Raw genomic sequence first — 13,713 nt, 5'->3', positions numbered from 1 at the left:
GGCCTCAAGCCGCCTTGCAGCCAGCCAGCGCAGGGGCCTTCAGTGCGGGCCGCCGGTCCAGCCAGGCAATGCAGGTCGTGAGCGCCAGCGCGCTCAGCGTGACCCCCGCCGCCACCAGCGGAATGGCCTGCAGCGACCACCCGGCCGTGATGACCGCGCCCCCGAGCCAGGCCCCGATGGCATTGCCCAGGTTGAACGCGCCGATGTTGAGCGTGGAGGCCAGGCTGGGCGCATCGCCCGCCTGCGACACCACGCGCGCCTGCAGCGGTGTGCCGGCGGCAAACGACACCATGCCCCACACCACCACGGTGATGGTGGCGGGCCACAGCCAGGCGCTGGTGAATGAAAACGCCGCCAGCACCCCGGCCAGCACGGCAAAGATGCCCATCAGCGAGGGCAGCAGCTTCCAGTCGGCCAGGCGGCCGCCCAGCAGGTTGCCGATGGTCAGGCCCACGCCGCACAGCAGCAGCACGCCGCTCACGTTCTGGGGCGAGATGCCCGTCACATCCCGCAGGATGGGCGTGATGTAGGTGAACAGCGTGAACATGCTGGTGGACGCCAGCACGCTCACCGCCAGCGCCAGCCACACCTGGCGGATGCGCAGCACGCGGAACTCGCCCAGCGCGCTGCCGCTGATCTGGTGGCGCAGGTGGGGCACCCAGCGCACCACGGCGGCCACGGCCACTCCCCCAATCACCACCACGGCCCAGAAGGTAGAGCGCCAGCCCAGGTGCTGGCCCAGCAGCGTGCCCAGTGGCACGCCCAGCACGTTGGCCAGCGTGAGGCCGGTGAACATCAGCGCCATGGCCTGGGCGCGCTTGTGGGGCGCGACCACACTGGCCGCCACCACGGCGCCAATGCCAAAGAAAGCCGCGTGGCAGAACGAGGTGACCACGCGCGCCACCATCAGCCACGCATAGCTGGGCGCCAGCGCGCAGCCCACATTGCCCACGATGAACAGCACCATCAGCCAGGTGAGCGTGGTCTTGCGGGGCCAGCGCGCGGTGGCCACCGCCAGCAGCGGCCCACCCACGGCCACCCCCAGCGCGTAGGCCGACACCAGCATGCCGGCGGCCGGAATCGAGACGGACAGGTCCCCCGCCACTTCGGGCAGCAGGCCCAGGATCACGAATTCGGTGGTGCCAATGCCAAATGCGGCAATGGCCAGGGCCAGCAGGGGGAGGTTCATGGTGTGCGGGAGGGCAAAAAAGACGCCGCCATGGCAGCCCGTGCCTCGGTGCGGTTTGGGTCAGGGAAAACCCGCAAATTCTAGGTGCGCAGGGCAACCTTTGCTCGCCAAGGGGTTTGCATGAAAGCTGGCTCTGCGGCTTGTTGGTTCTATGAATATAGCTATGTTTTATGTAGCGTTCTCTGCACGTTGACGAATCAGGCACCGTGGGGTGCACACCGTTGCCGCCGGCCCCTTGGCGGACCGCCGGCGCCGGGCCGTGTACGCCACCCGGCGTATTTGCGGCGCGGCCCCCCCTCTCCAGAATCCATTCCATCGCTCGACCCGCCAGGCCCCCACCAGAGGCCACCGAGCGAAGCGGTTTGATTGATTGACTGATTGAAACCACCACCGGAGAAGCACACATGCAACGTCGTTATTCCCTCAAGGCCCTTGCGGCCGTCGCTACGCTCGCTGGCCTGTCTGCACTGCCAGCCTACGCACAGGACACGATCAAGGTCGGCATCCTGCACAGCCTCTCGGGCACCATGGCCATCTCCGAGACGGTGCTGAAAGACACCGTGCTCATGGCCATCGACGAGATCAATGCCAAGGGTGGCGTGCTGGGCAAGAAGCTCGAACCCGTGGTGGTGGACCCGGCCTCCAACTGGCCCCTGTTCGCCGAAAAGACCAAGCAGCTGCTGGGCCAGGACAAGGTCTCGGTGATCTTCGGCTGCTGGACCTCGGTGAGCCGCAAGTCGGTGCTGCCCGTGGTCGAGGAAATGAACGGCCTGCTGTTCTACCCCGTGCAGTACGAGGGGGAAGAGCTGTCCAAGAACGTGTTCTACACCGGCGCCGCGCCCAACCAGCAGGCCATTCCTGCGGTGGACTACCTGATGAGCAAGGACGGCGGCAGCGCCAAGCGCTGGGTGCTGCTGGGCACCGACTACGTGTACCCCCGCACCACCAACAAGATCCTGCGCGCCTACCTCAAGTCCAAGGGCGTGAAGGATTCCGACATCGACGAGAAGTACACCCCGTTCGGCCATTCGGACTACCAGACCATCGTGGCCGACATCAAGAAGTTCAGCCAGGGCGGCAAGACGGCCGTGGTCTCCACCATCAACGGCGACTCCAACGTACCTTTCTACAAGGAACTGGGCAACGCCGGCCTGAAGGCCAAGGACGTGCCTGTGGTCGCCTTCTCGGTGGGTGAGGAAGAGCTGCGCGGCGTGGACACCAAGCCGCTGGTCGGCCACCTGGCCGCCTGGAACTACTTCCAGTCCATCAAGAGCCCTGAGAACACCGCCTTCATGAAGAAGTGGGCCGACTACGCCAAGGCCAAGGGCATCGCTGGCCACAAGGACAAGCCGCTCACCAACGACCCGATGGAAGCCACCTACATTGGCATCAACATGTGGAAGCAGGCGGTCGAGAAGGCCAAGAGCACCGACGTGGACAAGGTGATCGCCGCCATGGCGGGCCAGACCTTCAAGGCACCCTCGGGCATCGTGAGCAAGATGGACGAGAAGAACCACCACCTGCACAAGAGCGTGTTCATCGGCGAGATCAAGGCCGACGGCCAGTTCAACGTGGTGTGGAAGACGCCCGGCCCGGTGAAGGCCAAGCCATGGAGCCCGTACATCGAAGGCAACGACAAGAAGAAGGACGAGCCCGAGAAGAAGTGATCTCCCCCTGAGCGGCTACGCCGCTTCCCCCTCTCTCACGCTGCGCGTGGGAGGGGGACGCCCCCAGCGCACGCAAGCGAAGCGCCGCATGCGCGGCATGGCGGCCTTTGCGTGAGGGCGCTGGCATGGGCTGCGCTCACCGCAGAGGCTGGTCGTTTCTTTCACCCACTGGCCCTTCCATGCTTTTCTCCTTTTTCTCCCGTCTGATCGCCTGCGTTGTGTTGTGTGCAACTGCGCAGGCGCACGCACTTACCGCCGAGCAGGCCTTGGCCATGGCGGTGGGCGAGACCGATGACCGCGTGGCGGCCGTGCAGCAGGCGGTGGCAGAACCCAGCGATCGGGTCGCCGCCTTTTTGCAGGCCTTGGCTGACGACGCAGTGCGTGTGGCAGGCGGCAAGGCCCTGATCGTGAAGGGCGACACAGGCACCGACCCCGTGACCGGCGCCGAGGTGCCCGTGCCGGCCGATGCCGAAGACATCATCAACAACAACCGCATGCGCGGCGAGATCGACACGGCCCTGGCGGGCCTGGCGCTGTTTGGCAAGGACGAAGCCCAGCGCATGGCCGCCGCCAAGGCCTTGACCAAGGAGCCCGACGCGGGCCGCCTGCCTTTGCTCGACAAGGCGCTGGCGCAGGAAACCAACGACAAGATCAAGGCCCAGCTGGAGCTGGCCCGCGCTGCCACCTTGTTGGGCAGCGATGACGCCGCGCAGCGCATCGCCGCCGCCCAGGCCCTGTCGCTCAGCGCCACGCCCGACACGCGGCTGTTGCTCAACGAACGCGTCACCGTCGAAGAAGACGCCAAGGTCAAGGCCGCACTGCAGGCCGCACTGCGCGCTATTGACGGCCAGCTCGCCTGGGGCGAGCGCCTGGGCGCTGCGTTCTCGGGCATCAGCCTGGGCTCCATCCTGCTGCTCGTCGCCTTGGGCCTGGCCATCACCTACGGCCTGATGGGCGTGATCAACATGGCCCACGGCGAGCTGATGATGATCGGCGCCTATGCCACCTACGTGGTGCAGGGCATCTTCCAAAAGTATTTTCCGGGCGCGTTCGACTGGTACCTGGTCGCTGCGCTGCCGCTGGCGTTTGGCGCCTCGGCTGCCGTGGGCGCGGTGCTGGAGCGCGGCGTGCTGCGCTTTCTGTACGGCCGCCCGCTGGAGACACTGCTCGCCACCTGGGGCATCAGCCTGGTGCTGATGCAGTTGGTGCGCACGATTTTTGGCGCGCAGAACGTGGGTGTGGAAAACCCCGCGTGGATGAGCGGTGGCGTGCAGGTGCTCTCCAACCTCACGCTGCCCTACAACCGGCTGGTCATCATCGGCTTTGCCATCGCCGTGCTGCTGGGCATGGGCTACCTCATTGGCCGCACGCGCCTGGGCCTGTTTGTGCGCGGCGTGACGCAAAACCGTCCCATTGCCTCGTGCATGGGGGTGAACACGGCGCGCATCGACACCCTGGCGTTTGCGCTGGGTTCGGGCATTGCAGGCCTGGCGGGTTGCGCGCTGAGCCAGGTGGGCAATGTGGGCCCTGACCTGGGCCAGAGCTACATCGTCGATGCCTTCATGGTCGTGGTGCTGGGCGGCGTGGGCCAACTGGCGGGCACGGTGTATGCCGCGCTGGGCCTGGGCATCCTGAACAAGTTCCTCGAAGGCTGGGCGGGCGCGGTGCTGGCCAAGATTGCGGTGCTGGTGTTCATCATCATCTTCATCCAGAAGCGGCCCCAGGGCATCTTCGCGGTCAAAGGGCGTACGGCCGACTGAAGCACCAGAGACGACAGATCATGACTACGCCAACCTCTCCCAATATCCAACTGCCCGCACCGGCGCCGCTGCTCACGCGCGGCGGCTGGTCGGCCTTTATCGTGGCGCTCATCGTGGTGTGCGCCGTGGCCCCTGTGCTCAACCTGTGGGTGCCCGCAGGCAGCGCGTTTCACCTGTCGGACTACGCCGTGGCGCTGCTCGGCAAGATCATGTGCTACGCCATTTGTGCGCTGGCCATGGACCTGATCTGGGGCTACACCGGCATCCTGAGCCTGGGCCACGGTTTGTTCTTTGCGCTGGGTGGCTACGTGATGGGCATGTACCTCATGCGCCAGATCGGCCGCGACGGCAACTACAAGAGCGACCTGCCCGACTTCATGGTGTTCCTCGACTGGAAGGAGCTGCCCTGGCACTGGATGCTGTCCGACAGCTTCGTGGCCACGCTGATCCTCATCGTGGCCGTTCCGGGTGCCATCGCGTTTGTGTTCGGCTACTTTGCCTTCCGCTCGCGCATCAAGGGTGTGTATTTTTCGATCATCACGCAGGCCATGACCTATGCGGCCATGCTGCTGTTCTTCCGCAACGAAACGGGCTTTGGCGGCAACAACGGCTTTACCGACTTCAAGCGCATCCTGGGCACGCCGATTGCCACTCCGACCATGCGCATGACGCTGTTTGTGTTGACCGGGCTGGCGTTGCTGGGATTCTTCCTGCTGGCGCGCTGGCTGGTGCGCAGCAAGTTCGGCCGCGTGCTGCAGGCCGTGCGCGATGCCGAAACGCGGGTCATGTTCTCGGGCTATTCGCCGCTGCCCTACAAGCTCACCATCTGGACCATCAGCGCCATGATGTGCGGCGTGGCGGGGGCGTTGTATGTGCCGCAAGTCGGCATCATCAACCCCGGCGAGATGAGCGCCGCCAACTCCATCGAGATCGCTGTGTGGGCGGCCGTGGGCGGGCGGGCCACGCTAATCGGGCCCATCGTGGGGGCGTTCATCGTCAACGGCGCCAAGAGCTGGCTCACGGTGACGGCGCCGGAGTTCTGGCTGTATTTTCTGGGCGCGTTGTTCATTGCCGTCACGTTGTTCTTGCCGAACGGTGTGGTGGGCCTGGTCCAGAAAATCAAGGACAAGACAAGCAAGAAGGGAGCTGCGCAATGACGCCCGATCTGATGGACGAAGGTGCGCGGCGTTTGCAGAAGACGCTGGCGCCCGCCGCACTGGGTCAGACCGAGTCGGGTGGCCGCGCGGCAGGTTTCTCGCGCGTGGCGGTGCCGGGCGAAGTGGATGTGACCCATGGCCGCATCTTGTACCTGGAGGACGTGCACGTGAGTTTTGACGGCTTCAAGGCCATCAACGGCCTGAGCCTGGACATCGCGCCCGGCGAGCTGCGCTGCATCATCGGCCCCAATGGTGCGGGCAAGACGACGATGATGGACATCATCACGGGCAAGACGCGGCCGGACCAAGGCACGGTGTTCTTTGGATCGACGATCGACCTGTTGCGTCACAACGAACCCGAGATCGCCAGCCTGGGTATCGGCCGCAAGTTCCAGAAGCCCACGGTGTTCGAGCAGCTCAGCGTTTTCGAGAACCTGGAGCTGGCCTTGAAGACCCACAAGGGCGTGAGCTCCAGCATGTTCTTCCGCCTGGATTCCGCGCAGTCGGACCGGCTGGCCGAGGTGTTGCACACGATCCATCTGGCCGATGGGGTGACGCGCCAGGCAGGCAATTTGAGCCACGGGCAAAAGCAGTGGCTGGAGATCGGGATGCTGTTGATGCAGGACCCGAAGCTGCTGCTGCTGGACGAGCCGGTGGCGGGGATGACGGACGACGAGACGGCACGGACCGCGGAGTTGTTTCTTACCCTCAAAGGCAAGCATTCGCTGATGGTGGTGGAGCATGACATGGGGTTCATCCGCACCATCTCTGAGAAGGTGACGGTGTTGTGTGATGGCTCGGTGCTGGCCGAGGGCACGCTGGACCAGGTACAGGCGGATGAGCGGGTGATTGAGGTCTATTTGGGGCGGTGATGGTGGTTCGCGCTGGTTCCTTTGATCTTGTGAACGTCTGCAATTCGTTCGGGCTGAGCTTGTCGAAGCCTACTTTGGCGCTACCCCTGTCCGTTCGGGCTGAGCTTGTCGAAGCCTGGGCTTGTGGGCTGATTGGGTGGTGTGCTTTTGCTGAGGGCGGGAGCCGGGTTGTCGCCCCGGCAGGCGACTCACTTTTCTTTGCTTCGCCAAAGAAAAGTAAGCAAAAGAAAGGCGACCCCCAGTCTGCGACCCCTTCGCGGTGCGAAGGGGCAAACCTGCGGCGCGTCGGTTGCGGGGTGCGCCGTGGAACTCGCTATGCGCTGCGCGCGCCGCTCGGACAACCACGGCGAGTCAGTTCACGAAGCGTGGGCGCTTCGACGCCCATGCCACCCCGCAACCGCCCCGCCGCAGGCGCAGCCAGCAGGGGGTGGACAGCCGAACATCCCCACGGGCCTTTGCTTCGCTCGGCCTCGCCTGCGCAGCGCGTGGCGCTTGCGCTCGCGAGAGGGGGCCGAGCGCAGCGACGGCCCGTGGGGATGTCCGAACCCCGGGTTCCCTTCAGGATGCGCCGAGGAGCGCAGCGGCCAGCGGATCAGGGCTCGCGATTGTCTGAGCGAAGCGAGTTGGAGCGAGACCCCGCTGGACGCGAGCACCGCAGGTTGCCCGCAGCGAAGCGAAGGGACGCAGACTGTAGGGTCGCCCTTTCTTTGGTGACTTTCTTTCGGCGAGACGAAAGAAAGTCACTGCGCCGCCGGGCGCACACCCCGGCTCCCGCCCTCAGCCCAGGCATGCGGCTTGACAGGCGCACGGCTTCGACAAGCTCAGCCCGAGCGGGTGGAGGAGTGCCCAGGCTTTGGCAACCTCAGTCCGAACAGGCGGGAAAGAGTTGCTTCAAAAACAATAGCTGCTAGCACTTGCCAAATCAGCGCTATAGGCCAAAAAAACCTCAAAAAACCATGCTCACCGTCCAAAACATCAACCAGTACTACGGCGGCTCCCACATCCTGCGCGACGTGAGCCTCACTGCCACCCCCGGCAAAGTCACCGTCCTGCTCGGCCGCAATGGCGTGGGCAAGACCACGCTGCTCAAAAGCCTCATGGGCCTGGTGCCCATCAAAAGCGGCAGCATCAGCTTCGATGGCCAGCCCATCGACAAGGCCACGCCCTATGACCGCGCGCGCGCTGGCATCGGCTTCGTCCCCCAGGGCCGCGAAATCTTCGGCCGCCTCACGGTCGAGGAAAACCTGCGCATGGGCCTGGCGTACAAAAGCGGCTCCACCCCCGTGCCCCCGCACCTGTATGAACTCTTCCCCGTGCTCCAGCAGATGCTCAAGCGCCGGGGCGGTGACCTGTCGGGCGGGCAGCAGCAGCAACTGGCCATTGCACGTGCGCTGGCGCCCGGCCCGCGTTTGCTGATCCTCGATGAGCCCACCGAAGGCATCCAGCCCAGCATCATCAAGGACATCGGCCGCGTGATCCGCATGCTGGCCGACCAGGGGGACATGGCGATCCTGCTGTGCGAGCAGTACTACGACTTTGCGCAGGAACTGGCCGACGACTACCTGGTGATGGAGCGCGGCGAAGTCATTGCACGCGGGCCCGGCAGCGAGATGGAGGCCAAGGGCATCCGCAACCTGGTGGCGATCTGAGAGAGCCTGTTCGGGTGCGCGCGCAGCACGCAGTCCACCCGCAGGGCGGACATGTGCACTCTTTTGCAGCCCGCCCTGGTTTCACCGGCTTGACCCACCCCGGGGCGGGCGCCTATTCTGGGGGCCATTGTTTGCTGGCCTTGGTGGGGTGCTTGCGCGGGCTTGCCTGCGGCAGGCGCTGCCCTGGGCCAGGTTATTGTTTGGCCGCCCCATGCACAAAGAGTTCCACCACGATGCCGTGCGCCGCTTGCAGGCACTGATCGAGCGCGAGACCGGCGCGCCCCTGAAAGAGGCCGCGCAGGCCGAGATGGCGGCCATCCTGCGCGGCATGGAATGCCCCGACGGCGCGGCCACCGAGGGCCTGGACGTGGCCCCGCGCGAGGTCACCATTCTGCTGGCCGACCTGCGGGGCTTCACGGCGCTGTCGGGCTCGCTGCCGGCGGCGGTGGTGATCGCGGCGCTCAACCGCTGCCTGTCGCGGCTATCCGAGGTGGTTTTCAAGCACCAGGGCAGCATCGACAAGTTCATGGGTGACTCCATCATGGTGCTGTTCGGCGCGCCGGTGGCACGCGACGACGACGTGGACCGTGCGCTGCTGTGCGCCGTGGAGATGCAGATCGCGATGCGCGACCTGAACCTGGAGCACCTGCGCGAGCAACTGCCCCAGGTGTTTCTGGGCATTGGCGTGAACACCGGCACCGTGATGGCCGGGCGCTTTGGTTCGGATGTGTATTCCGAATACACCGTGATCGGTGAAGAGGTCAATCTGGCATCGCGCATCGAAGCCTTCAGCCTGCGCGGCCAGGTGCTGATCAGTGAGGCCACCTACCAGCGCTGCTGGGGCCTGGTGTCGGCCACCGCCCCCATGCAGGTGTATGTGAAAGGGCGGCATGAGCCCGTGAGCCTGCGCGAGCTGGTGGCCATCCCTTCGCGCAAGCTCAAGGTGCCGCGCCAGGAGTTCCGCCGCAGCCACCGGGTTGACACCCGCCTGCCTTGCCTGTGCCAGCGCATCCAGGACAAGATCATCGTGCCGCAGATCGTGCACGCCGCCATCCGGGACATCGGCTACCACGGCCTGCTGGTGGAGGTGGCCGAGCCGCTGCAACTGCACAGCGAGATCAAGATCGAGTTCGACCTGACGTTGGTGGAATACCGCGCCGCCGATGTGTACGCCCGGGTCATTACCCTCAAGCCCGAAGGTGGCCAGTGGCTGGCGGGACTGGAGTTCACGTCCATCAGCCCCGAATGCAACGCCAAGGTGCAGATGTTCGTGCAACTGCTGGTGGCCGCGCGCTAGCGTCTGCGCGCACCGCCGGGAGCGCGCTGCGGGTGCGGCAAACATGCAACACCGCGCAGAAAGACACGAGCGTGCAGCGCACTCTGCATTACAGTGGCTCTGGGCCGGCCTTTCTGCCAGCCACGTCGCTCGGACGGTTCCGGGCGCTTACGTGAAAGTTCACCAGCATGTCTGCATCGCAAGGCAAGCGCCGTTTCGCGCGCATTGACCGCCTCCCTCCCTACGTCTTCAACATCACGGCCGAACTCAAGCTGGCCGCCCGCCGCCGGGGCGAAGACATCATCGACATGAGCATGGGCAACCCCGACGGGGCCACGCCGCCGCACATCGTCGCCAAGCTCACCGAAGTGGCCCAGCGGCCCGACACCCACGGATACAGCGCCAGCAAGGGCATCCCGCGCCTGCGCCGCGCCATCAGCCACTGGTACAAGGACCGCTATGCGGTGGACATCCACCCCGACACCGAGGCCATCGTCACCATCGGCTCCAAGGAGGGCCTGGCCCACCTGATGCTGGCCACGCTGGACCGGGGCGACACCGTGCTCGTGCCCGACCCGAGCTACCCCATCCACATCTACGGCGCCGTCATCGCCGGTGCCGACATTCGCAGCGTGCCCGTGGCACCGGATGTGGACTTTTTTGCCGAGCTGGAAAAGGCGATTCGCGGCAGCTACCCCAAGCCCAAGATGATGATCTTCGGCTTCCCGAGCAACCCCACCGCGCAGTGTGTGGAGCTGAGCTTCTTCGAACGCGTGATCGCCCTGGCCAAGAAACACGACATTTTGGTGGTGCACGACCTGGCCTATGCCGACATCGTGTACGACGGCTACCGCGCGCCCAGCATCATGGAAGTGCCCGGCGCCAAGGACGTGGCGGTGGAGTTCTTCACCCTGAGCAAAAGCTACAACATGGCTGGCTGGCGCGTGGGCTTCATGGTGGGCAACCCCGACCTCGTGGCCGCGCTCGCCCGCATCAAAAGCTACCACGACTACGGCACCTTCACCCCCCTGCAGGTGGCCGCCATCGCCGCGCTGGAGGGCGACCAGCAGTGTGTGAAGGACATTGCCGCGCAATACCAGCGCCGCCGCGACGTGCTCTACAAGGGGCTCACCGAAGCCGGCTGGGCCGTGGACTGCCCCAAGGCCAGCATGTACATCTGGGCCCGCATCCCCGAGCCGTATCGCGCGCTGGGCTCGCTGGAGTTCGCACGCCAGCTGCTGGACAAGGCCAAGGTCTGCGTGTCGCCCGGCATCGGCTTTGGCGACCAGGGGGACGAGTACGTGCGGTTTGCGCTGATCGAGAACGAGGCGCGGATTCGGCAGGCAGTGCGCGGCATCCGCGCGATGTTCAAGGCCGATGGGTTGTTGAAGGTGCCTGCGGCGGCAGCCTGAGGCGCATCGCTGGCGGGGAGGGCGGGTTGTTCCTGGCCCGGGGTTGCCTGCCTATGCTCAGCAGCTGCGCTTGTTGGGGAAAGCCCGTCGCCACGATCCGGCTGCCCCCACGGGCTTCTGTCGGCTCCCGGGGGGGCGTGTCAACACGCCCTACGAGGCCAGGGTAAAGAAGAAGGTGGCGCCTTTGCCCGCTTCGGCCTCTGCCCAGATGCGCCCGCCATGGCGCTCCACGATGCGCTGCGCAATGGACAGGCCGATGCCCGTGCCCTCGTAGTCTTCCGCGCGGTGCAGGCGCTGAAAGGGGGCGAACAGCTTGTTGGCATGGACCATGTCAAAGCCCACGCCGTTGTCCCGCACGAAGTAGGCGGCCTCTTCCTTCATCGGCAGGCATCCCACTTCGACCAACGCCTGATCGCGGTGCCGCGTGAACTTGAACGCATTCGACAGAAGATTGGCCATCACCTGCTGCAGCAGCGCGGGGTCGGCCGTGCAGGGGTTCAACGGGCCCACATGGATGCCCATGCCGTCGCGTGTATGGTGCGGCCGCAGCTCGTCGATGAGGGCATGCACGAGACTGTCCAGATCGACACGGCGCTTGACCATGGTCTGGCGCCCCAGCCTGGACAAGCGCAGCAAATCGGCGACCAGCAGGTGCATGCGCTGCGTCCCCAGGTGGATGCGGGCCAGCATCTCGCGGGCCTCCTGGGGCATCTCGGCACCAAAATCGGCTTCGAGGATCTGGGCAAACTCTGAAATGATGCGCAAGGGTGCGCGCAGGTCTTCCGAGATGGAGGCCGAGAAGGCTTCCAGTTCATTGTTGGCGGACGCCAGCTCCTTGTTGCGGGCCTCCAGCTCTGCCATGTGCTCCTGCAACTGCATTTCCAGCAGCGTGTTTTCCTGGCGCAGGCTGTGGACATCCAGGGCGCGCGCGATCACCGGAAGAATGGCGCTCAGCCTGAAGGGCTTGAGGATGTAGTCGAAGGCGCCCACCTTCATGGCCTGCACCGCCGATGCAATGGTGCCGTCGCCGGTCATGACCACGCCCACCATCTGTGGGTCGATCTCCAGGGCCGTGCGCAGCAATTCAATGCCGTCCATCTCCGGCATCGTCAGGTCGGTCAGCAGCAGTTCGAAGCGTTGTTCCCGCAGTGCCAGCAGGGCGGCCTTGGCGGAGGTGAAGCCGACGGTTTCATAGCCCTGGGGGGTCAATGTGTCACACAGTGCCGTCATCTGCGTCACTTCATCGTCCACTATCAGAAGGCGTGGTGCTCGCATGGGCATGTGTTGGATACGGGTTCAGTTCATAAGACAAGGTACCAAACTGGCCAGGGATGGCCAGCAGCGGATACGGAACAACTGATGCTGCTGCATGTTGTTTCCTGGGCAGAAGGCAGGATTGCAGCCCCTGTGCAGGGACCCCATCCTGTCCCCCATCGGCCTTTGCAAGCCTTGCCTGCGCAAATGGTAGTTTCAAACGCGGTGGCTGTCCATTTGCCTCCGTGCACGGCGCACAGGCGCGGCATCGGTGGCCAAATGCACCTTGCCTTGTACACCGAAACACGCACAATCGTTGGCGTTGCACGCTGAACTGCGCAGCGAATGCACGGTGCCGGGGGTTGAGGCAGGGGCTTTTTGGCGCAGCGTCCAGGGAGTTTCGCGATGGAGGACAAAGTGGCGGATGCGCCGCAGCGAAGCCGGTCCGCCCGCCTGGCGGCAGGCCTTGCGGTGCTGTGCGTGGCGGTGTTGCTGGCTGCGGCGGTGGTGTGGGGGGGGCGTGCACCGTCACCCGCCTCTTCCGCGCCCCGGGTGGATGTAACCATTGCCACCAACACCCTGTATGCGGGCTCGTGCCCGGTTTTTGTGGCGCAGGAGCGCGGCTACTTTGCCGCCGAGGGCGTGCATGCCACGGTCCAGCAACACACCAGCGGCAGGGCCGCGCTGGACGCCACCCTGGAAGGCCGGGCCAGCCTGAGCGTTTCGGCAGACATCCCGATCATGTTCGCCGTGATGCGGGAGCAGCCCGTCTCCGTCATCGCAACCCTGTTTGCCACCGAAGCCGACTATGAGGTTGTCGGGCGGCGGGACAGGGGCGTTTCCACGCCGGCCAGCCTGCGAGGAAAACGCATTGGTGTCACGCTGGGGACCTCCGGACATTTTGTTTTGGACGCCTTTCTCAATCGGCAGAAGCTGTCGCCCCGCGATGTCACGGCGGTGGACCTCAAACCGGAAGACATTGCGCCGGCATTGCAGCGCGGAGATATCGACGCCGCTGCGACCTGGGAGCCCCATGTGGGCACGATGAAAAAAGCCCTGGGTGCCAACGCGGTCGCTTTTGCCGCCACGGGCATCTATGAAGCGACTTCCAGCCTGAGCAGCACACGCGACTACGTTGCCGGCCACCAGGACACCGTCCAGAAGGTGCTCCGGGCGCTGGTCCAGGGGGGGCGGTTCTGCCAGGAGACCCCCGACGGGGCGCGCGCAATCACGGCACGGTTCATGGGGGTCGATGCGGCCGAACTCAAAGACCCCTGGGGGGCCTACCGTTTCGGCGTGGTGCTCGACCAGAGCCTGCTGCTGGCCCTGGAGGACGAGGCGCGGTGGGCGATCAAGAATGGCATGGCGGGCGGCCGAAAAGAGATGCCGAATTACCTGAACCACTTCCACCTGGATGGCCTGCTCGCGGTCACGCCGCATGCGGTGACGGTGATCCACTAGGAACAAGGAACGCCCG

General features: G+C 65.2%; 10 protein-coding genes. 8 read left to right on the top strand and 2 right to left on the bottom strand.

Features of this window, described 5'->3' with window-relative positions; all coding sequences use genetic code 11:
• Nucleotides 1–4 precede the first annotated feature (4 nt).
• A complete protein-coding gene (locus DBV10_RS01885; RefSeq protein ID WP_124510080.1) occupies nucleotides 5–1,189 on the bottom strand; it encodes an MFS transporter in 1,185 nt (394 codons plus the stop codon).
• A gap of 404 nt (nucleotides 1,190–1,593) precedes the next feature.
• Between DBV10_RS01885 and urtA the strand changes: the two genes are divergently transcribed.
• From urtA to alaC, 7 genes are all read left to right on the top strand, one after another.
• Nucleotides 1,594–2,856 carry an urea ABC transporter substrate-binding protein gene (urtA, locus tag DBV10_RS01880; protein WP_124510078.1) on the top strand — a complete coding sequence of 421 codons (1,263 nt, stop codon included), beginning with the start codon at nucleotides 1,594–1,596 and terminating at the stop codon, nucleotides 2,854–2,856.
• 179 nt (nucleotides 2,857–3,035) lie between these two features.
• Nucleotides 3,036–4,616: an urea ABC transporter permease subunit UrtB gene (gene urtB / locus DBV10_RS01875; protein WP_124510076.1), complete on the top strand. Its 1,581-nt coding sequence runs from the start codon at nucleotides 3,036–3,038 to the stop codon at nucleotides 4,614–4,616.
• A gap of 20 nt (nucleotides 4,617–4,636) precedes the next feature.
• Entirely contained in the window at nucleotides 4,637–5,773 is a 1,137-nt protein-coding gene (urtC, locus tag DBV10_RS01870) for an urea ABC transporter permease subunit UrtC (protein WP_124510074.1), read from the top strand.
• On the top strand, nucleotides 5,770–6,645 hold the full coding sequence (gene urtD, locus DBV10_RS01865) for an urea ABC transporter ATP-binding protein UrtD (RefSeq protein WP_124510071.1): 876 nt from the start codon (nucleotides 5,770–5,772) through the stop codon (nucleotides 6,643–6,645). Before urtC ends, urtD begins: the two co-directional genes overlap by 4 nt.
• A 956-nt stretch (nucleotides 6,646–7,601) precedes the next feature.
• Complete coding sequence (gene urtE / locus DBV10_RS01855) at nucleotides 7,602–8,294, top strand: urea ABC transporter ATP-binding subunit UrtE (RefSeq protein ID WP_124510067.1); 693 nt, start codon at nucleotides 7,602–7,604, stop codon at nucleotides 8,292–8,294.
• Between the two features lie 211 nt (nucleotides 8,295–8,505).
• Entirely contained in the window at nucleotides 8,506–9,591 is a 1,086-nt protein-coding gene (locus DBV10_RS01850) for an adenylate/guanylate cyclase domain-containing protein (protein ID WP_124510065.1), read from the top strand.
• 167 nt (nucleotides 9,592–9,758) lie between these two features.
• Nucleotides 9,759–10,982, top strand: a complete 1,224-nt coding sequence (gene alaC, locus DBV10_RS01845) for an alanine transaminase (RefSeq protein WP_124510063.1) — start codon at nucleotides 9,759–9,761, stop codon at nucleotides 10,980–10,982.
• Between the two features lie 150 nt (nucleotides 10,983–11,132).
• Here alaC and DBV10_RS01840 read toward each other — a convergent pair whose 3' ends face one another.
• The gene (locus tag DBV10_RS01840; RefSeq protein ID WP_124510061.1) at nucleotides 11,133–12,257 is read right to left on the bottom strand and encodes an ATP-binding protein; all 1,125 of its coding nucleotides are present in this window, start codon (nucleotides 12,255–12,257) and stop codon (nucleotides 11,133–11,135) included.
• Between the two features lie 384 nt (nucleotides 12,258–12,641).
• Here DBV10_RS01840 and DBV10_RS01835 point away from each other — a divergent pair, with 384 nt between their 5' ends.
• Entirely contained in the window at nucleotides 12,642–13,697 is a 1,056-nt protein-coding gene (locus DBV10_RS01835; protein ID WP_124510059.1) for an ABC transporter substrate-binding protein, read from the top strand.
• Nucleotides 13,698–13,713 lie beyond the last annotated feature (16 nt).

The sequence above is a fragment of the Acidovorax sp. FJL06 genome, from assembly GCF_003852545.1.
In the GTDB taxonomy this organism is placed as follows: domain Bacteria; phylum Pseudomonadota; class Gammaproteobacteria; order Burkholderiales; family Burkholderiaceae_C; genus Acidovorax.
This window is presented reverse-complemented; position numbering and strand designations above follow the sequence as displayed.

Bases quoted from the DNA above. Each gene is read 5' to 3' on its own strand.
- DBV10_RS01835 (WP_124510059.1), top strand. From the start codon at position 12,642: ATGGAGGACAAAGTGGCGGATGCGCCGCAGCGAAGCCGGTCCGCCCGC.
- urtE (WP_124510067.1), top strand. From the start codon at position 7,602: ATGCTCACCGTCCAAAACATCAACCAGTACTACGGCGGCTCCCACATC.
- urtC (WP_124510074.1), top strand. From the start codon at position 4,637: ATGACTACGCCAACCTCTCCCAATATCCAACTGCCCGCACCGGCGCCG.
- DBV10_RS01840 (WP_124510061.1), bottom strand. From the start codon at position 12,257: ATGCGAGCACCACGCCTTCTGATAGTGGACGATGAAGTGACGCAGATG.
- alaC (WP_124510063.1), top strand. From the start codon at position 9,759: ATGTCTGCATCGCAAGGCAAGCGCCGTTTCGCGCGCATTGACCGCCTC.
- urtA (WP_124510078.1), top strand. From the start codon at position 1,594: ATGCAACGTCGTTATTCCCTCAAGGCCCTTGCGGCCGTCGCTACGCTC.
- DBV10_RS01850 (WP_124510065.1), top strand. From the start codon at position 8,506: ATGCACAAAGAGTTCCACCACGATGCCGTGCGCCGCTTGCAGGCACTG.
- DBV10_RS01885 (WP_124510080.1), bottom strand. From the start codon at position 1,189: ATGAACCTCCCCCTGCTGGCCCTGGCCATTGCCGCATTTGGCATTGGC.
- urtD (WP_124510071.1), top strand. From the start codon at position 5,770: ATGACGCCCGATCTGATGGACGAAGGTGCGCGGCGTTTGCAGAAGACG.
- urtB (WP_124510076.1), top strand. From the start codon at position 3,036: ATGCTTTTCTCCTTTTTCTCCCGTCTGATCGCCTGCGTTGTGTTGTGT.